Annotated in this window: 14 protein-coding genes; 3 read left to right on the top strand and 11 right to left on the bottom strand. The window is 69.2% G+C overall.

All coding sequences use genetic code 11. The annotated features are described in order from the left end of the window. Positions 1-55: 55 nt before the first annotated feature. Both OHT76_RS31535 and OHT76_RS31530 read right to left on the bottom strand, forming a co-directional pair. Complete coding sequence (locus OHT76_RS31535) at positions 56-757, bottom strand: ribonuclease HII (RefSeq protein WP_328874235.1); 702 nt, start codon at positions 755-757, stop codon at positions 56-58. A 7-nt stretch (positions 758-764) separates the two neighbouring features. Continuing rightward, entirely contained in the window at positions 765-1463 is a 699-nt protein-coding gene (locus OHT76_RS31530) for a TetR/AcrR family transcriptional regulator (protein ID WP_328874234.1), read from the bottom strand. 184 nt (positions 1464-1647) lie between these two features. On the opposite strand from OHT76_RS31530, the gene OHT76_RS31525 reads away from it, so the two are divergent. Further along, positions 1648-3195: an MFS transporter gene (locus OHT76_RS31525; protein WP_328874233.1), complete on the top strand. Its 1548-nt coding sequence runs from the start codon at positions 1648-1650 to the stop codon at positions 3193-3195. A gap of 358 nt (positions 3196-3553) precedes the next feature. Here OHT76_RS31525 and OHT76_RS31520 read toward each other — a convergent pair whose 3' ends face one another. The 3 genes from OHT76_RS31520 to OHT76_RS31510 all read right to left on the bottom strand — a co-directional run bounded on the left by OHT76_RS31520 (position 3554) and on the right by OHT76_RS31510 (position 5840). Then, complete coding sequence (locus tag OHT76_RS31520) at positions 3554-4456, bottom strand: ADP-ribosylglycohydrolase family protein (protein WP_328874232.1); 903 nt, start codon at positions 4454-4456, stop codon at positions 3554-3556. Positions 4457-4468: 12 nt separating this feature from the next. Beyond that, complete coding sequence (locus OHT76_RS31515) at positions 4469-5128, bottom strand: histidine phosphatase family protein (protein ID WP_328874231.1); 660 nt, start codon at positions 5126-5128, stop codon at positions 4469-4471. Between the two features lie 106 nt (positions 5129-5234). Next, the gene (locus tag OHT76_RS31510) at positions 5235-5840 is read right to left on the bottom strand and encodes a YdbC family protein (protein WP_328874230.1); all 606 of its coding nucleotides are present in this window, start codon (positions 5838-5840) and stop codon (positions 5235-5237) included. Between the two features lie 155 nt (positions 5841-5995). On the opposite strand from OHT76_RS31510, the gene OHT76_RS31505 reads away from it, so the two are divergent. Beyond that, on the top strand, positions 5996-6529 hold the full coding sequence (locus OHT76_RS31505; protein WP_328874229.1) for a TerD family protein: 534 nt from the start codon (positions 5996-5998) through the stop codon (positions 6527-6529). A gap of 67 nt (positions 6530-6596) precedes the next feature. Here the strand turns inward: OHT76_RS31505 and OHT76_RS31500 are convergent, their stop codons facing one another. Together OHT76_RS31500 and nrdR are read right to left on the bottom strand one after the other, a co-directional pair. Further along, positions 6597-9491, bottom strand: a complete 2895-nt coding sequence (locus tag OHT76_RS31500) for a vitamin B12-dependent ribonucleotide reductase (protein WP_328874228.1) — start codon at positions 9489-9491, stop codon at positions 6597-6599. Positions 9492-9658: 167 nt separating this feature from the next. Next, on the bottom strand, positions 9659-10216 hold the full coding sequence (gene nrdR / locus OHT76_RS31495; protein ID WP_328874227.1) for a transcriptional regulator NrdR: 558 nt from the start codon (positions 10214-10216) through the stop codon (positions 9659-9661). 577 nt (positions 10217-10793) lie between these two features. On the opposite strand from nrdR, the gene lexA reads away from it, so the two are divergent. Beyond that, positions 10794-11573, top strand: a complete 780-nt coding sequence (gene lexA, locus OHT76_RS31490; RefSeq protein ID WP_015657416.1) for a transcriptional repressor LexA — start codon at positions 10794-10796, stop codon at positions 11571-11573. A gap of 148 nt (positions 11574-11721) precedes the next feature. Here lexA and OHT76_RS31485 read toward each other — a convergent pair whose 3' ends face one another. The 4 genes from OHT76_RS31485 to OHT76_RS31470 form a co-directional block, all read right to left on the bottom strand. Further along, positions 11722-13710 carry an ATP-dependent DNA helicase gene (locus OHT76_RS31485; protein ID WP_328874226.1) on the bottom strand — a complete coding sequence of 663 codons (1989 nt, stop codon included), beginning with the start codon at positions 13708-13710 and terminating at the stop codon, positions 11722-11724. Between the two features lie 386 nt (positions 13711-14096). Then, positions 14097-14906 (bottom strand): GNAT family N-acetyltransferase, encoded by an 810-nt coding sequence (locus tag OHT76_RS31480; RefSeq protein WP_328874225.1) that lies wholly within the window; start codon positions 14904-14906, stop codon positions 14097-14099. A gap of 117 nt (positions 14907-15023) precedes the next feature. Continuing rightward, positions 15024-16937 (bottom strand): IucA/IucC family protein, encoded by a 1914-nt coding sequence (locus tag OHT76_RS31475; RefSeq protein ID WP_443049936.1) that lies wholly within the window; start codon positions 16935-16937, stop codon positions 15024-15026. A gap of 262 nt (positions 16938-17199) precedes the next feature. After that, the gene (locus OHT76_RS31470) at positions 17200-18696 is read right to left on the bottom strand and encodes a diaminobutyrate--2-oxoglutarate transaminase family protein (protein ID WP_328874224.1); all 1497 of its coding nucleotides are present in this window, start codon (positions 18694-18696) and stop codon (positions 17200-17202) included. Positions 18697-18937 lie beyond the last annotated feature (241 nt).

The following is an 18937-nucleotide window of genomic DNA, read 5'->3' as shown; positions in this document are numbered from 1 at the left end:
TCAAACGTTGGTGCGGCTCACGTGAACGGGTGGCACATGAGTGCGAACGAAACGGTCAGAAATCGAAGCCGAGCTGCCCCTCGATCTCTGGAACACTCCGTTCCGCCCAGCTGCGGACCTTCTTGAGGTGCCGCCACTGGGGCAGCGCATCAAGATACGCCCACGACAAGCGGTGGTACGGGGTGGGTCCCCGCTCCTCCAGTGCGGCCTTGTGCACGGGCGACGGATACCCGGCATTGTCCGCAAAACCGAAGTCTGCATGGTCGATACCCAGTTCGGCCATCATTTTGTCGCGCTGAACCTTGGCGATCACCGAAGCCGCCGCGACCGCGACGCAGGACTGGTCGCCCTTGATCACCGTACGGACCTTCCAGGGGTTCCCGAGGTAGTCGTGCTTGCCGTCGAGGATCACCGCGTCGGGACGGACCGGCAGCTCCTCCAGGGCGCGCACCGCGGCCAGTCGCAGTGCGGCCGTCATCCCCAGATCGTCGATCTCCTCCGGCGAGGCATGCCCCAGGGCGTACGACGTCACCCACGCCCGCAGCGTCACGGCGAGCTCGGTCCGCCGTTTGACGGTCAGCAGTTTGGAGTCGGTGAGCCCCTCCGGGGGCCGACGCAGTCCGGTGATCGCCGCGCAGACGGTGACGGGCCCGGCCCAGGCGCCGCGCCCCACCTCGTCGACACCGGCAATGATCTTCGCTCCGGTCGTGGCGCGGAGTGAGCGCTCGACGGTGTGAGTAGGTGGTTCGTACGGCATGGCGCCCTTAGCGTACGCCGCCCGGATCACCCGGCGGTACCCCGGTTTCCCCCGGCGGCGTCACAGCCCCCGCTCCAGCCGCTCGACCCCCGCCCGGCCGGAGCAGCGGCAGCATCAGCTGATCGATCATCTCCGCCAATTCCTCGTCGCTCCATTCACTTCCGCGCATCTTGGACCGGTACATCATCATGGCCGGGATGGCGTCGAAAACGCATCCGTTGGCGGCGTCGGAGCGCACCTCGCCCCGCTCTATTCCGCGGGTGATGACGTCACGGAGAAGCTTGAGGGTGGGTCCCACGACCCCGTCGTAGATCACGCTGTGGAACCGCTCCGCCTGCAGCTGATCGCATTCGTGAATGACCGCACGGAGGGCGTAACCGGGGCGCGAGTACATGGCGTCACGCGCAATGCGGCACAGCGCGAGCAGGTCTTCGCGCACGCTGCCCAGGTCGGGCACCGCGTCGATGCGCGGCAGTCCGGCCTGCAGCGCGTCGGCAACGAGATCCTCCTTCGACGGCCACCGGCGGTAGACCGCGGCCTTGCCGGTCTGGGCCCCGGCGGCGACGCCCTCCATCGTGAGGCCGTTCCAGCCGACCGTACTGAGCTGTTCCAGCGTGGCGTCGAGGATCGCGCGTTCGAGCACGGCGCCGCGCCGGCGCATTGAGGCCGCCTGAGCGGGGGCGGCCGTCCAGCGCGAGGTAACCATCAGCGTCTCCAGCGAACAAGGAAGCGGGTATTTCGGGGGATTCAGGGAGACCGCGCGGCAGCGACAGGGGGAACGCCACGCGGCGACAAGCTGAGTGAACGCTTGCGTTCACTACTGGGGACTCACTACCGTTGACGCGACAGTGAACGCGAGCGTTCACTAACGCACTTGTGGGGGACCCATAGTGACAACCTCTCAGTTGATTCAGGACCAGAAGCCAGGTGCGGCCCGCAGGCAGGGCCACCCCGGCATAGCGCTCACCGTCATCGCGGCCTGCCAACTCATGGTGGTCCTCGACGCGACGATTGTGAACATCGCACTCCCGCACATTCAAGACGCTCTCAAGTTCAGCACAACCGACCTCACCTGGGTCGTCAGTTCCTACACGCTGACCTTCGGCGGTCTGCTGCTCCTCGGCGGCCGGGCCGGTGACATCCTCGGTCGCCGCCGGGTCTTCATGACCGGCATCCTGCTCTTCACCTTCGCCTCGCTGCTCGGCGGACTCGCCCAGGAACCCTGGCAGTTGCTTGCTGCGCGCGTGCTTCAGGGCGTGGGTGGCGCCATCGCATCGCCGACCTCGCTGGCGCTCATCACCACGACGTTCCCCGAAGGCCCGGAACGGAACCGGGCATTCGGCGTCTTCGCCGCCGTCTCCGCGGGCGGCGGCGCCATCGGACTGCTCGCCGGCGGCATGCTCACCGAGTGGCTCGACTGGCGATGGGTGCTGTTCGTCAATGTGCCGATCGGCATCCTGATCGCCGTCCTCACCCCGCTCTACATCAACGAGTCCGAACGGCACACCGGCCGCTTCGACATCGCGGGCGCGATGACCTCGACACTGGGCATGGCGTCCCTCGTGTACGGGTTCATCCGGGCTGCGGACGAAGGCTGGCGAGACAGCCTGACCATCGGTTCCTTCGTGGCGGCGGTGGTTCTGCTGCTGGCCTTCGCGTTCATCGAGCGGCGGGCCAAGGAGCCGATCACTCCGCTGCGGATGTTCGCCGACCGCAACCGCTCCGGCACCTACGTGATCATGCTGAGCCTGGCCGCGGCGATGTTCGGGATGTTCTTCTACATCGTGCTCTTCGTGCAGAACGTGCTGGGGTACACCCCGATCGAGGCGGGTCTCGCCTTCCTTCCGGTAACAGTGGTGATCGCCATCGGCGCGGGTCTGTCGCAGCGGTTCCTGCCGGTGCTCGGCCCCAAGCCGTTCATGCTCGCCGGTTCGGCGCTCGTCGTGCTCGGACTGGCCTGGCAGGCCCTCATCAGCGCCGACAGCTCGTACGTGGGCGGAGTGCTGGGACCGATGCTGCTGTTCGGCTTCGGCATGGGGCTGAACTTCGTGACGCTGACGATCACCGCGGTCTCCGGGGTCGCCCAGCACGAGGCGGGCGCGGCGTCCGGACTGCTCAACACCACACAGCAGGTGGGCGGGTCGCTCGGTCTGTCCATCCTGACCACGGTGTTCGGCTCGGCCAGCAGGGACGAGGCTGAGAAGCAACTGCCGCAGTTCATGGCCGACGCCACTCCGGAGCAGAAGGCGCAGTTCGCCGAGACGCAGCAGCTGCCCGGCCCCTGGGGACACGAGGTGCTCACCCAGGGCATCTCGATGGGCTTCGTGGCGGCCGCCGCGATGGGTGTTCTCGCCCTGGCCACCGCCTGGTTGGTGATCAAGGTCCGCAAGAGCGACCTGGAAGCCCTGGCCGGAACGGCTGGCCCCATCGCCGGTTGATCCGGCCGGGGCCGCAAGGGACCGCGGATGGCCGGACCTCGCCCGGGGAACCGACGGCGAGGGCGACGGCCCGGCCATCCGCACACATCCCAGCCACCGGAGTCCGAGCAACGGAAGAATCAGCCCCAGCACCACGTACATGTCCACCCCCCGTACCCCTTTCGCATCCCCTGGCTGTGCGAGCCCATGGATCACACAGCGGATGCCAGGAGAACGCACGCACGGTCACGGAGAGTTCCCGACATGCACGGAGAGTTTTGAACCGGCCCATCGACGGCTTCGTCGGAGTCGCTGAGATGACGGCCTCTGTGAGCCCACGCCTCGGGCCCGGATCGCCCACCGGGGTCCAGCCCGCCCGTCAGACCCCCGGAACCCACTCCGGCAGCGCCTCGGTCCGCTCCACCCACTCCGCCGGCGGAGTTCCTGCCTTACCCGCGGCGAGCACCCCGCCTACGATGGCGCACGTGGTGTCCATGTCGCCGCCGACCTGCGCAGTCACCCAGAAGGCCTGCTCGTAGTCACCGAGGCACCGCGCGGCCGACCAGAGCGCGAAGGGCACTGTGTCGTGGGCCGTCGTCCGCCGACCGCAGCCCAGCACGGCGGCGACGGTGGCGGCGTCGCCGTAGTCCAGCATGTCGCGCGCCCGGCGCAGCCCCGCGCCGACCGCGCTCTTCGGAACCAGCGCGATCACCCCGTCGAGCAGCGCCTCCGCACTGGGCGGACCGCCGGGGGCGCCGGCCAGCGCCGCGGCTGCGGCGACGGCCATGGAACCGACGACGGCCTCGCGATGCTGATGGGTGGGGTACGCCGAGATCTCGGCCTGGTGGGTTGCCTGCTCCGGATCGTCCGCGTACCAGGCGCCCAAAGGCGCGATCCGCATTGCCGCGCCATTGCCCCAGGAGCCCTGCCCCTTGAAGAGCGCGGAGGCCAGCTCGCGCCAGTCGCCGCCCTCCCGGACCAGCCGCAGCAGGCGGTTCACGGCGGGACCGTAGCCCCGGTCGAAGTCGTGGTGCTCGGCGAAGGAGCGGGCCAGCGCGTCCTGGTCGATGCGGTGGTGGGCGGCGAGGATCGCGACCACGGAACAGGCCATCTCCGTGTCGTCGGTCCACTGCCAGGGGCCGGCCGGCAGCTCACGGTTCTTCAGCAGCGGATAGTTCACCGGCACGAAGAACTGGGAGCCCAGCGCGTCTCCCACGGACAGCCCGCGCAGGCTGGCGAGGGCGCGGTCCAGGCGCCCGTCGGGTGAGGAATCAGCGGTCATCGCCCTGCCACTCTATCCGGTGATTCCATACGGTTTCGGATCCCGCCACGAGTCGAAAGGCCGGTCAAGCGCGTACTTGCCGTCGTCCCCGAGAACGAGCATCCGCATCTCCGCGTTCCCGGGATTCGACAGCGACTCGAATTCCGCGACGGTCCAGTGGAACCACCGCATGCAGAACAGGCGCATCGCCAGGCCGTGGGTCACGAGCAACACGTTCGGCGGGTGGTCGGGGGCCTCGAAACTGCGGTACAGGCTCTCCAGGAAGCCGCCGACCCGGTCGTACACATCGGCGCCGGACTCACCCTGGGCGAAGCGGTAGAAGAAGTGTCCGTAGGCGTCCCGGTAGGCCTTCTGCAGGCGTACGTCGTCGCGGTCCTGCCAGTTCCCCCAGTCCTGCTCGCGCAGCCGGGGCTCCTCGCGGACGCGTATGAGTTCGGGGTCCAGGTGGAAGGCGCGCAACGTTTCATGCGTACGGCGGTAGGGGGAGACGTACACGCTGATCCGCTCGCGGCCGAACACCTCGCGCAGCCGTTTGCCCGTCTCCTCGGCCTGCTCCCAGCCCCGCTCGGTGAGGGCCAGTGCGTGGTCGGGTTCACGCTCGTACACGGTGTCATCAACATTGCCCGTTGACTCGCCGTGTCGGACAAGGACGATGCGCCGTGGTCGTGCCATGCCAAAACCCTAGATCGGTTGACGGCCCATCGAGCACCCGTACGGGCTCCATACGGCGTAGGTCACACATTTCCGGGAGTGATCGTTCCGGAGATGTGCGTGATGATCACACCGTCCAGGTGGTTTCCAAGTCCACGATGTCGCCGGCGAGCGAGGCGACGTCCGCCTCGGTTTGGGCCCGCAGGACCAGACGCTCGACGCGTTCGGCCCGGTATTTGCCGTGCTCGGCTGCGGACAGCCACATCGACAGTACGAGGAACTCGTGGCCCGGCGCCTCGCCGAACAGTCCGCGGACCATACCGGGTGAGCCGGCCATCGCCGGGTTCCAGACCTTCTCCTGCATCAGCGTGAAGTGCTCGGCACGCTCCTCGTGCACCCTGCAGTGTGCGACCCGCAACAGATCGGCGTCCGTGAAACGCGGCTCGAAGCCGGTCTTCACATCGAACCGGTGGTCGAAGAGTTTGACCTGGGCGTCCTTGAACGTGCCCGACTGGGACGCCGCCAGCCGGTCGTGGGAGCGCGCCATGAAGGAGTCGTAGAAGGCGCGGCTCTCCCAGAAGGCGAAGATGTGCGCCACCCCCGGCCGGCCCCTGCTCCAACCACCGCCCTGCCCCCGAAACCCCGGCTCCCCCAGAAGCCCCGCCCACTTTCGCTGCCCCCGCTCAAAACCGCGGCGGTCCACCACGGTGCAGCGAATCCACTTGACCAGCACCGCGCCATCGTAAGGCCACGGAGCGTGGCACCGGTCGCCCTCGCTGCGAGAGCTCTTCCACGAGGGCACGCACGCGCGTGGCAGGATGGACAATCGGCCCTGTCTGTCGGGCAGTTCAGGCCGCACGCGCATGGCGAACGGGGAAGGGGAGTCTGGTGAACGGCCTCAACAAGGGGATCCGGAAGGTCGAGATCGCGCTCAAGTGGGACCCGAGTCCGGCGGGGCAGCCGCCCACCGACCTGGATCTCGTCGCCGGGACGTATCTGGCAAGCGACCCCTACGGTGATCCGGCCTTCGTCGTGCACTTCGACAGCCGGTCCCCCGACGGCACCATCTATCTCAACCGCGACAGCCACGACGGCAAGGGCTTCGGCTGGGACGAAGTCATGACGGTGGAACTCAACCGGCTCGACAGCCGGTACGCGCGCGTGGTGGTCGGCGTCGTCATCCAACAGCGCTCCGCGCAACGAACCTTCGTCAGCGTGACCAACCCGGGCCTGCGCATCCGCGAGGGCTACACCGACCTGGCCACGGACGACTTCGGCAGCGTCCTGGGCGCTACGGCGGCCGTGGTCGCGGAGTTCGCCCGCCAGGAGGACGGCACCTGGGACTTCCACCCCGGTATCCACGGCTTCGAGGACGACCCCGCGACCTTCACCCGCACCATGGGCAAGACGCACCGGCCCTGAGCACGGACAACGACGAAGGTGGGGCGCCGACCGACGGTCGGCGCCCCACCTCGTCAAGGACTAGCGATCAGCTGCAGCCGCTGGTCGAGCCGCAGCCCTCGCAGATGTAGCAGGAACCGGCCCGCTGCATCTTCGTACCGCAGGAGAAGCACAGCGGGGCGTCGGCCTGGATGCCCAGCTGCATCTCCACCAGCTCGGCGCTGGTGTGGGCCTGCTGCGGGGCGGGCTTGGCCGCCTCGACCTCGGCCTTGGGCATCGCCACGGCCTTCAGCTCCTGGGCGCGCGGCGCCGACTGGGCCAGGCCCTCGACGTCGACCTCGTCGTCGGACGGCTCGTACGAACCGGTCTCCAGGTGGCGCTGACGCTCCTCGGCGGAGTGGATGCCGAGCGCGGAGCGCGTCTCGAAGGGCAGGAAGTCCAGCGCCAGGCGGCGGAAGATGTAGTCGACGATCGACTGCGCCATCCGCACGTCGGGGTCGTCCGTCATACCGGCCGGCTCGAAGCGCATGTTGGTGAACTTCGAGACGTACGTCTCCAGCGGCACGCCGTACTGGAGGCCGACGGAGACCGCGATGGAGAAGGCGTCCATCATGCCCGCGAGGGTCGAGCCCTGCTTCGACATCTTCAGGAAGACCTCGCCGAGACCGTCGTCCGGGTAGGAGTTGGCGGTCATGTACCCCTCGGCGCCGCCGACCGTGAAGGACGTGGTGATGCCGGGGCGGCCCTTAGGGAGGCGCTTGCGGACCGGGCGGTACTCGACGACCTTCTCGACCGTCTCGCGGATGGTCGCCTCGGCCTTCTCCGTGACCTCGGCCTTCTCCTTCTCCTTGGTCTTCGCGGAGAGCGGCTGGCCGACCTTGCAGTTGTCGCGGTAGATGGCGAGCGCCTTGACGCCCATCTTCCAAGCCTCGAAGTAGACCTCTTCGACGTCCTCGACGGTCGCCGTCTCCGGCAGGTTGACCGTCTTGGAGAGCGCGCCGGAGATCCAGGGCTGGATCGCGGCCATCATGCGGACGTGGCCCATCGCGGAGATGGAACGCTCGCCCATGGCGCAGTCGAACACCTCGTAGTGCTCGTGCCTCAGGCCCGGAGCGTCGATCACATTGCCGTGGTCGGCGATGTGGGCGACGATCGCCTCGATCTGCTCCTCCTGGTAGCCCAGGCGGCGCAGGGCCTGCGGGACGGTGCCGTTGACGATCTGCATCGAGCCGCCGCCGACCAGCTTCTTGAACTTGACCAGCGCGAGGTCGGGCTCAAGACCGGTGGTGTCGCAGGACATCGCCAGACCGATGGTGCCGGTCGGGGCGATGACGGACGCCTGAGAGTTACGGAAACCGTTCTTCTCACCGAGACGCAGCACGTCCTGCCAGGCCTCCGTGGCGGCGGCCCAGATCGGCGTGTCCAGGTCGTCCATGCGGACGGCCTTGGTGTTCTCGTCGGAGTGCTGCTTCATGACCCGCAGGTGCGGCTGCGCGTTGCGGGCGTAGCCGTCGTACGGGCCGACGACCGCGGCGAGCTCGGCGGAGCGCTTGTACGAGGTGCCGGTCATCAGGGAGGTGATGGCACCGGCGAGGGCGCGGCCGCCGTTGGAGTCGTAGGCGTGGCCGGTCGCCATCAGCAGGGCGCCGAGGTTGGCGTAGCCGATGCCGAGCTGGCGGAACGCGCGCGTGTTCTCGCCGATCTTCTGGGTCGGGAAGTCCGCGAAGCAGATGGAGATGTCCATCGCGGTGATGACGAGCTCGACGACCTTGGCGAAGCGCTCGACGTCGAAGGACTGGTTGCCCTTGCTGTCGTCCTTGAGGAACTTCATCAGGTTCAGCGAGGCGAGGTTGCAGGACGTGTTGTCCAGGTGCATGTACTCGCTGCAGGGGTTCGAGCCGTTGATACGGCCGGACTCCGGGCAGGTGTGCCAGTGGTTGATGGTGTCGTCGTACTGGATGCCCGGGTCGGCGCACGCCCAGGCGGCCTCGGCCATCTTGCGGAACAGGGACTTGGCGTCGACCTCTTCGATGACCTCGCCGGTCATCCGCGCGCGGAGGCCGAACTTGCCGCCCTGCTCGACCGCCTTCATGAACTCGTCGTTCACGCGGACGGAGTTGTTGGCGTTCTGGTACTGGACGGACGTGATGTCGTCGCCGCCCAGGTCCATGTCGAAGCCCGCGTCGCGCAAGGCGCGGATCTTCTCCTCTTCCTTCACCTTGGTCTCGATGAAGTCCTCGATGTCGGGGTGGTCGACGTCGAGGATGACCATCTTGGCGGCGCGGCGGGTGGCACCGCCGGACTTGATGGTGCCGGCCGAGGCGTCGGCGCCGCGCATGAAGGAGACCGGCCCCGAGGCGTTGCCGCCGGAGGACAGCAGTTCCTTGGAGGAGCGGATACGGGAGAGGTTCAGGCCGGCGCCGGAGCCGCCCTTGAAGATCATGCCCTCTTCCTTGTACCAGTCGAGGATCGACTCCATGGAGTCGTCGACGGACAGGATGAAGCAGGCGGAGACCTGCTGGGGCTGGGGCGTGCCGACGTTGAACCAGACGGGGCTGTTGAAGCTGAAGATCTGGTGCAGGAGGGCGTAGGCCAGCTCGTGCTCGAAGATCTCGGCGTCGGCGGGCGAGGAGAAGTACTTGTAGTCCTCACCGGCCTTCCGGTACGTCTTCACGATGCGGTCGATGAGCTGCCTGAGGCTCACCTCGCGCTGCGGGGTGCCGACGGCACCGCGGAAGTACTTGCTGGTGACGATGTTGACCGCGTTCACCGACCAGAAGTCGGGGAACTCGACGCCACGCTGCTCGAAATTGACCGAGCCGTCGCGCCAGTTGGTCATGACGACGTCACGGCGCTCCCACTGGACCTCGTCGTACGGGTGCACGCCGGGGGTGGTGTGGATGCGCTCGATACGCAGCCCCTTGGTCGCCTTGGTGCCCTTCGCTCGGGAACCTCGTGCCGGACCGCTCGCCGTCTCTGTCATGCCGCCTCCCTGGTACGGGCTAAAACGCCCTGAAGTGCCCCGATGTTCCCGTGGCACGGTGTTCTGTCTGGTGTTGCGGGCATCTCTCGCTGCCGCCCGCAACAGGTCTTCGGTCGCCGCCGCGCGGCCGGACCCGGAGTCCTGGGTCTCCGGATCCGGTCCGTCGGTCAGTCGGCGGCGTTGGCGGGCACGGGGACCTGTGCAGTCCCTCCGGGCCCGCGCTCGTCTTCCTGGCTCCCCGCTCCCGCGTCGTCGCGGTCGTCGTCGTCCGCAGCGGGGCGTTCCGTCTGCCTGAGTTCCGTGATCGCGGCCTCGAAGTCCTCGAGCGAGTCGAACGCCCGGTAGACGGAGGCGAATCGCAGATAGGCGACGAGGTCGAGCTCCTGCAACGGGCCGAGTATGGCCAGCCCCACGTCGTGGGTGGTCAGCTCGGCGCTCCCGGTGGCCCGCACCGCCTCCTCGACCCGCTGGCCGAGCTGGGCGAGTGCGTCCTCGGTGACAGGCCGTCCCTGACATGCCTTGCGCACGCCATTGATGACCTTGGTACGGCTGAATGGCTCGGTGACTCCGGACCGCTTCACCACCATGAGCGAGCACGTCTCCACGGTCGTGAAACGACGGGAGCAGTCAGGGCACTGGCGGCGCCTGCGGATCGACGTGCCGTCGTCGGTCGTACGGCTGTCGACCACACGGCTGTCGGGGTGCCTGCAGAAGGGGCAGTGCATGAACTCCCAACCCTCCTCACAGCAGACTCAATAGCCTCGTTGGGCCTCACGGGCCCCTCGAAGCAGCCCCAAGCATAGGCGATGCCCGAGGGCCCGAAGACCGGGGGGACCACAACTTCTGGGCTGCTACTGCAATCCAACCACTAGATGTGGGGATTGGCTCATACATACACGCCACGCGCGCGTGTCGCACCCGTGCGAACTGACCTCACTGGGCCGCACCGCTCGGCCGCAGCCCTGCGGCAACACGAGGGTGCACGGCCGTACCGTTAAGGCACATGCGGAGATACCGTGAGCGCCACAGGGAGGCGTCGTGGGGCTCCCGCAGAGATGGGGGACCAGGTCCCGGTCGGCCGGGCGCCGGATGGCAGACTGGGGCAACAACCCACGAGGTCGTCGCCCGACGGTGAAGAGCACAGCAATGGGCCCTTTTGTCCGCCAGGCACCGCGTTAGCCATACACCCAGACACATGATCGCGGCAGGTGAATCGCGATTTTTCACTCGAACGTGTGTTTGGCGCAACCTTTCGAAAGCAACTACCGTTGTCCAGCAGGGAGACCATCGAGAGGGGCCGACGTGACCACCACCGCAGACAGTGCCACCATCACTGCCCAGGACCGACCCCAGGGCCGACTCGAGCCGGTGCATGCGATGAACGAAGCCGCGAACCCCGAGGGACACAAGCGCTCCCTGCCGGGCCGACCTCCAGGCATCCGGGCGGACAGCTCCGGACTCACCGACCGGCAACGCCGGGTCATCGAGGTCATCAGGGACTCCGTGCAGCGGCGCGGCTACCCGCCGTCGATGCGCGAGATCGGCCAGGCCGTCGGCCTTTCCAGCACTTCCTCGGTCGCACACCAGCTCATGGCACTGGAGCGCAAGGGCTTCCTGCGGCGCGACCCGCACCGCCCGCGCGCATACGAGGTGCGCGGTTCCGACCAGGCCGCCTCCGTGCAGCCCACGGACACCGCCGGCAAGCCTGCCGCGTCGTACGTCCCGCTGGTCGGCCGGATCGCCGCCGGTGGTCCGATCCTCGCGGAGGAGTCCGTCGAGGACGTCTTCCCTCTCCCCCGGCAACTGGTCGGAGACGGTGAACTGTTCGTCCTGAAGGTCGTCGGTGACTCGATGATCGAGGCCGCGATCTGTGACGGCGACTGGGTCACGGTCCGGCGCCAGCCCGTCGCCGAGAACGGCGACATCGTCGCCGCGATGCTCGACGGCGAGGCCACCGTCAAGCGCTTCAAGCGCGAGGACGGCCACGTCTGGCTGCTCCCGCACAACTCCGCGTACGAGCCGATCCCCGGCGACGACGCGACCATCCTCGGCAAGGTGGTGGCGGTGCTGCGGCGCGTGTAAGCACCGCGCGGCAGATCTCGCCGATCTGACCGGGCCCCGGGACCCCTGCGCCGGTTCCGGGGCCCTGTTCTCTTTTCCGCCCCCGGATGACGCTCGGTTACACAGGGGTGGGTAGCCTGTCCCGGCTGCGGGACAGGCTACCCACCCCTCACTCGGCTCCGTCCTGCACTTCCGCCGCCTGCGCTGCCGCGTCGATCGCGGCCAGCGACCTTCGGACCTGGTTACGGTCCGTGGTGTACCAAAAGTCGGGCAGCGACGCCTTCAGATAGCTCCCGTACCGCGCCGTGGCCAGCCGCTGATCCAGTACGGCGACCACACCGCGGTCCCCCGACGCCCGTACGAGGCGACCGGCGCCCTGGGCCATGAGCAGCGCCGCGTGGGTCGCGGCCACCGCCATGAAGCCGTTGCCGCCCGCGTCCTCGACCGCCTTCTGGCGGGCGCTCATCAGCGGGTCGTCGGGACGCGGGAACGGGATCTTGTCCATGACGACGAGCTGACAGCTGGGGCCCGGGACGTCGACGCCCTGCCAGAGCGAGAGCGTGCCGAAGAGGCAGGTCTTCGGATCGGCCGCGAAGTTCTTGATGAGCTCACCGAGGGTCTCCTCACCCTGGAGAAGGATCGGGAACTCGGGGATGCGGGAGCGCAGTTCCTCGGCCGCGAGCTGGGCGGCCCGCATCGAGGAGAAGAGGCCGAGGGTGCGGCCGCCGGCCGCCTGGATCAGCTCCGTCAACTCATCCAGCATGTCCGCCCGGTCGCCGTCCCGCGCGGGCCGCGACAGATGCTTGGCTACGTACAGGATGCCCTGCTTGGGGTAGTGGAAGGGCGAGCCGACATCGACGCCCTTCCACTGCGGGAGTTCCTCACCTTCCGTGCCCTCGGGGGCAAGGCCCAGAGAGGCGCCGACGCCGTTGAAGTCGCCGCCCAGCTTCAAGGTCGCCGAGGTCAGGACGACCGAGCGGTCGGCGAAGAGCTTCTCGCGCAGCAACCCGGAGACCGACATGGGGGCGACCCGGAGGGAGGCGCCGAAGCGGTCATGGCGCTCGTACCAGACGACATCCCACTCCGAGCCGTTCGTGATCCGCTCCGCCACGTCGTGAACGGTCTCCACCGAGGCCAGCGCCTGCTTGCGGACCGCGTCCTCGTCCTGGACGGACTTGTCGCGGGTCGCGCCGATCGCCGAGATCACCGTGCGGCAGGCGTCGCGCAGAGCCATCAGCGCGTAGCCGAGATCCTCAGGGATCTCCTCCAGACGGCCCGGCAGCGCCAGCTCCATCAGCCGCTCGAAGCCCTCGGCGGCGGTCTGGAGCTGGTCGGCGGCCTTCTCGTTGACGAGCTTGGCGGCGCGGCGCACGGCACGGTTGACCTGCCCCGGAGTGAGCTCGCCGGTGGCGACGCCGGTGACCCGGGAGACCAGTTCGTGCGCCTCGTCGACGATCAGCACCTCGTGCTGCGGGAGCACCGGGGCGCCCTCGATGGCGTCGATCGCGAGCAGCGCGTGGTTGGTGACGACGACCTCGGCGAGCTTGGCGCGCTCGCGGGCCATCTCCGCGAAGCATTCGGCGCCATAGGCACACTTGGTGGCGCCCAGACACTCGCGCGACGAGACGGACACCTGGGCCCAGGCGCGGTCGGAGACGCCGGGCGTGAGGTCGTCGCGGTCCCCTGTCTCGGTCTCGTCGGACCAGTCGCGCAGCCGCAGCAGGTCCTGGCCCAGCTTGCTGGTGGGCGCGGCCGCCTCGAACTGGTCGAAGAGGCCCTCCTCCTCGTCCTGCGGAACGCCCTCATGGAGGCGGTGCAGACACAAGTAGTTCGACCTGCCCTTGAGCATCGCGAACTCCGGACGGCGGCGCAGCAGCGGGTGCAGGGCATCGACCGTGCGCGGCAGATCCCGCTCCACCAGCTGGCGCTGCAGGGCCAGGGTGGCCGTCGCGACAACGACGCGCTCCCCGTGCGCGAGCGCGGGAACCAGATAGCCCAGCGACTTTCCGGTGCCGGTGCCGGCCTGGACAAGGAGGTGGGAACTGTCGTCGATCGCCTCCGCGACGGATTCGGCCATGGTCACCTGGCCGGGGCGCTCCGAACCGCCGACGGCAGTGACGGCAGCATGCAGGAGTTCGGGGAGTGAGGGCTTCGTCATAGCGCGACCACCCTACGGCCCGGCACTGACAAACGGGTGATCACGGCGGTGGCGGGGGTCTGGATCAAGACCGGGGGTCCTCGGGTCGGGGGCGTGTCGGGTGGGGGTCAGGTGAGTGGGGTGTGGGGGTGGGGGTCTGGATCAAGACCGGGGGTCCTCGGGTCGGGGGCGTGTCGGGTGGGGGTCGGGTGAGTGGGGTGTGGGGGTGGGGGTCGGGTGAGTGGGGTGTGCAGCGAGTCGGGCGGGTCAGGTGGTGACGCTCGTATTTCGGCGCCACCGACGGGTTTCCTCCGCCGACTTCGGCGCGGCTTGAAATCGGTCGCCCGCGAGTGGGAACCCCAGCCGCCCGGGCGGTGTACCAAAAGTGACGACACCGCAGCGTGGCGTTACAGCAGATCGCGCAAGGCCCGGTCCCGGACCATGAGGGCGGCCCGCTTGGCGGGCAGATCGACCTCGGCGGAGAACCGGAAACCGGCGCTCAGGAAAGCAGCGACGGAAGGGGTGTTGCGAATGTCGGGTTCCGCGATGACGCGCGCACAGGCGGGCCGCCTGTCGAGCGCACGGTCGGCGACGGCTCGGAGAAGTGTGGTGCCGAGGCCTCGCCCACGGTCGGCGACATCACCGATGAGGAGGTGGATTCCGGTGTCATGAGGACGGGCGGGATAGCGGCGGGCCAGCGGGTCGAGGTCCGCCCGGTAGATCTCCCAGTAACTCATCCGCGTGCCGTCCAGTACGCCCAGGCACGGCACACTGCGCCCGTCTCCGAGGAACTGGGACCGCAAGTGTTCCTCGGTCACGCTCTGGGGCCCGGCCAGCTCCCAGAAGGCGGCGACGGCGGGGTCGTTCATCCAGCGGCTGATGAGCGGAAGATCGCGTTCGACGCGCACGGGGACGAGCTGGAGCACGCCGACAGCCGTAGTGATCGGCCCCCAGTCGACGACGCGGTCGAGGAGATCGTCAACGTTCGGCACGACGGAGGCGGACCAGGCGGGCTGGACTGAGCCTTCGGCACCGTCACCGGCGGCATCGCCCTCGGCCTCCTCCGTCGCCGCGAACAGAGCGAGGAGTTCGTCGGGCAGGCGCAGGTCCAGCGTGTCCTCGTTGTCCCCGCCGGGGCTGGCACCGGGTGCCGTGTCGGTGCCGACGGAGGCGGCGGGGTCGATACCGGCGTCGGTGCTCGCGTCGTTGGGAGGCACGGCGACGCTCCTCTCAGGAGGCGGGATGGGTCATGTTCCTCAGAAATGCAGGGAGTTGAGGTGATCGGGGAGTCGGCTTCAGCAGGGTGGACAGTTCAGGTGGTTCGACGGCGTAGCTCAGGAATGAAGGGGGTTGGCGATGGTGACGTACACGGACTGCGTATCGACCGGGCCGACGAGTTCGTCCAGGCCGTGCAGCCGGGTCAGGAGGTTGGCCTTGCAGCGCAGGGTGGGTGAGTCGAGCAGACGGGCCGGCAACGAGGTGCGCAGCCGCGCGGGACCGGAGGCCATGTCGCCGAGGAATCGACGGAAGGCGGCGAGCAGCAGCCGTTCATCGGCGAGACCCTGGGAGCCGAACGCGCCGATGAGGCCGAGCACGTTGTTGATGGCGAGGTAGTAGGCGAAGCGCTCGTCGGTCACCTCGTCGGAGACGAAGGTGTCGCTGTGCTTGCCGATACCGGGCAGCCGGGCGTCGAGTTCCGCCCGACGGGACTCACGGAAGTAGTAGCCCTGGTTGTCGCGGTAGCGGCCGCCGGTGGGCCAGCCGTCCGGGTCCAGCAGGAGCAAGGTGTTCTGCTGGTGCGCCTCCAGGGCGATGCCCGCCTCCGCGTCCAGCCAGAGCACAGGGCGGACCACATGCGCGAGGTAGCGCAGGAACCACTCGGCGGACACGGCGCCAAGGGGGCGGCCGGTCCGCGCGGCGAGGCGGGTGACGACCTGGCCCAGACGGGACCGCCAGGTCGGCCGGTGGCCGCCGAGGGTGGTAGTCGGCTCGGGGTGCGGGCGGGGCGAGACAAGCCCGGCGACGCAGGAGACATCGGCGGCGGGGTGGAACGGGTTGTGCCTGATCATCACGTCGAGACCGGGCACCGGCTCACCCTGCGGCCCGTCGACGGCGAGCCAGGCCGGGTCGCGCACGATGTCGAAGCCCGGCTGCGCGGTCTGCCACTGCCTGGACAGGCCGGCACGCAGAAGGCGGTGGACCTCGACACCGCGATGCAGTTCCTTGCGGAGGTTCTCACGACGGGAGTTGGTGATGCGCAGGCCCAGCGAGAGTTTGAGCATGGCGGGAGCGCCGGAACGGTGGACGGTTCGTACGGAGGAGGTGGGATGCCACGGGCCGCCGTGGGGGCCGAGGTCCCGGAGCAGTCCGCTGTCGAACAGGGCGGCGGCCTCGGGGCGGTTACGGATTTCGCGCAGTTGCCAAGGGTGCAGGGGCAGGGCCGCGTAGGTGTCTGGCAGCGTCAGGCCGGGCCCGGCGAGCCTGGTCGTGAGCCGGGGTGCGGAGACAGGGCGTCCACGCTCGGTCCAGGCCGAGTCGGTGGCGAGTACGGAAGGAGCTACGGCGATCCAGTGGAGAGGAAAGGAGCCGCGCAATTCGGGTGAGTACAGCTGAAGTTCGGAGTCGGAGAGGCCTTCGCGGCTCTTCGGGGCGGGGTGCAGCGGGTGCCCGAGGACGAGTGCCTGCTCCGCGCTGAGGAAGAGGTCGGGGCCGTCGGCCGGCCGGTCCCTGCGGTCGCTGATGAACAGGGCAGTGCGGCGGACCGAGTCGGCGACTCGGGCGACGAGGTCCGTGCGATCGGCGAAGGCGGGGCCGGGGCTCGGCGGGGCGTCGGGCGGTGCCGTGGAGGGGGCAGCCCTTGGTGGGCCGGCTGGGCCGACTCCCTGCGGAGTCTCCCGGGCAAGCAGTGCCGCGACCGTGACCGCATCGGCGGGCGGGGACTGCTCGGGGGTGCCCGCCAGATGCGGGAGGCCGAAGCGGTGCCAGCCCGTTGGGGACCAATAGTGGACCGGTACGACGAGGGCCGTGCCGCTGGTGGGGAGGGGGATGCGAAGGGTCCCGTCGGAAGGAGCGGGGAGGCCGGTCTCCCTTACCCAGCAGCGGAGCAGGTTCTCCATGGCGGCGGCCTGGGCCGCGGTGTGGGGGTCGGGGTGCTCCAGGAGGTCGGTGGCTGGGCGGCGTGATCGTTCGGCGTGGGGGGTGTCTGCCTGTGCCGGAGCAGGACGCGGCGACCGTTCGGCGTCGGGGATGTCTCCCTGTGCTGGAGTCCGTTCCGGTGAGGGGGCAGCGGCCTCTTCTCGCGGCGATTCGGCGGTCGTCGCCCGGTCCAGCTCCGGGCTGGCTCCCTGTTGGCGGGGGACCGACACGGCCGGGGGCGCGGGTGGCTCCGGGTGGGAGAGGCGGGCGTCGGTGGGGGCTGCCGCGGCCCTCGGGGTGTGCTCGTCGGATGCGCGGGTGGTGTTCAACTTCTGCTCTGTTCCTAGGGAGGTGGTTCTGTTGGAGAGGAAGCCGTCAGTGGAGAGGCCGGGTTTCCGCGTGATCGCGGGCGACCGTGTGCACGGCGTCGGTCAGGCGGTCCAGCACCGCGGCCGCCTGCTCGTCGCTGATCGTGAGCGGCGGGAGGAGCCGTACAACACTGTTGTGGCGGCCGCCGAGTTCGACGATCAGGCCTCGCCCGAGGCACTCCCGTTGGACTGCGGCGGCGAGTTCGGGGGCTGGAGGGCGAGGATCGCGGGCGGCATCCGGTCGCATCGGATCCTGGCTCGGCTCGGGGTGCTGTTTCGGCGTCGGCCTCTCCGTCGGGTCCACCACCTCCACGCCGATCATCAAGCCCCTCCCCCGGACATCTCCGATGCAGGCGAACTCGCCCATCGATCCGCGGAGTTCGGCCAGCATGCGGGCGCCCAGGTGATTGGCGCGTGCGGAGAGGCCGTTCTCGCGGACGTAGGCGAGGGTGGCCGTGCCCGCGGCCATGGCGAGTTGGTTGCCGCGGAAGGTGCCCGCGTGGGCGCCGGGTTCCCAGACGTCGAGGTCTTCGTGGTAGACGACGACGGCCAGGGGAAGGCTGCCGCCGATGGCTTTGGAGAGCACCATCACATCGGGGGTGACGCCGCTGTGCTCCACGGCCCAGAAGGCGCCGGTGCGTCCGACTCCGGTCTGGACCTCGTCGACGATCAGCGGGATGGACCGGTCCCTCGTGAGCTGCCGCATGCGGCGCAGCCAGGTGTCGGAGGCGGGGATCACTCCACCTTCGCCCTGCACGGGTTCGAGGATCATCCCGGCGGGGTGCGGTACGCCCGACTTGGGGTCGTCGAGGAGGGACTCGGTCCAGCGGGCGGCGAGTTCGGCACCGTGTTCGCCGCTGACGCCGAACGGGCAGCGGTAGTTCTGCGGGTAGGGCAGGCGGGCGACGCGTACGTCGAAGGCGTTGCCGGAGGCTTCGAGGGCGCCGGCGGTCATGCCGTGGTAGGCGCCGGTGAAGGCGAGCATCCCGCTGCGGCCGGTGGCGGTCCGGACGAGCTTGAAGGCGGCCTCGACTGCGTCGGTTCCGGCGGGGCCACAGAACTGCACGCGTGCGTGGTCGGCGAGTCCCGGTGGAAGTGTGCGGAACAGTTCGGTGGTGAAGGCGTCCTTGACGGGGGTGGCGAGGTCGAGGACGTGCAGGGGTGCGCCGGAGTCGAGGACCTTGCGGATGGCCTCCAGGACGACGGGGTGGTTGTGGCCGAGGGCCAGGGTTCCGGCGCCGGAGAGGCAGTCCAGGTAACGGCGTCCGTCCGCGCCCTCAATGGTCATCCCGCGCGCCCGTACCGGCACGATCGGCAGGGCACGCGCGTAGGTGCGTGCCGCCGACTCGCGCGCCGACTGCCGCCGCAGAATCCCCTCGTGCCACGAGGAGCGCTCCCCCTCGCCCTCACGCCCCACGAGCCTCCGCCCGCCTGGCTCACGCGCCCCTGGCACCGGCGCCCCGATCTCGCTCACGCCTTCCCCACGGGCCCCCGATTCAGGCATCCCCGGCCCAGGCGCACCCACATCTGCAGCCCTTTCCTCACACACCCCCAGCGCAGGCACCTCAGCCCCCGCCGTCCCTCCCCCACGGCCCCCCAATTCACGCGTCCCCAAAGCGCGCGCCCCCGCCCCAGGCGCACCCACCTCCCCCGCCCCCTCTTCCTGACACAACCCCCCGCGCGCAGACTCGGTCACAGCCACCGTTCCCCGTCCTCCCGCCGTCCAGGGGCGAGCAGGTCACTGG

This window comes from Streptomyces sp. NBC_00287 (genome assembly GCF_036173105.1).
Taxonomy (GTDB): domain Bacteria; phylum Actinomycetota; class Actinomycetes; order Streptomycetales; family Streptomycetaceae; genus Streptomyces.
This window is presented reverse-complemented; position numbering and strand designations above follow the sequence as displayed.

Coding starts and splice junctions, on each gene's coding strand:
- OHT76_RS31530 (WP_328874234.1), bottom strand. CDS start 1,463: ATGGTTACCTCGCGCTGGACGGCCGCCCCCGCTCAGGCGGCCTCAATG.
- nrdR (WP_328874227.1), bottom strand. CDS start 10,216: ATGCACTGCCCCTTCTGCAGGCACCCCGACAGCCGTGTGGTCGACAGC.
- OHT76_RS31470 (WP_328874224.1), bottom strand. CDS start 18,696: ATGCCTGAATCGGGGGCCCGTGGGGAAGGCGTGAGCGAGATCGGGGCG.
- OHT76_RS31515 (WP_328874231.1), bottom strand. CDS start 5,128: ATGGCACGACCACGGCGCATCGTCCTTGTCCGACACGGCGAGTCAACG.
- OHT76_RS31485 (WP_328874226.1), bottom strand. CDS start 13,710: ATGACGAAGCCCTCACTCCCCGAACTCCTGCATGCTGCCGTCACTGCC.
- OHT76_RS31535 (WP_328874235.1), bottom strand. CDS start 757: ATGCCGTACGAACCACCTACTCACACCGTCGAGCGCTCACTCCGCGCC.
- OHT76_RS31500 (WP_328874228.1), bottom strand. CDS start 9,491: ATGACAGAGACGGCGAGCGGTCCGGCACGAGGTTCCCGAGCGAAGGGC.
- OHT76_RS31520 (WP_328874232.1), bottom strand. CDS start 4,456: ATGACCGCTGATTCCTCACCCGACGGGCGCCTGGACCGCGCCCTCGCC.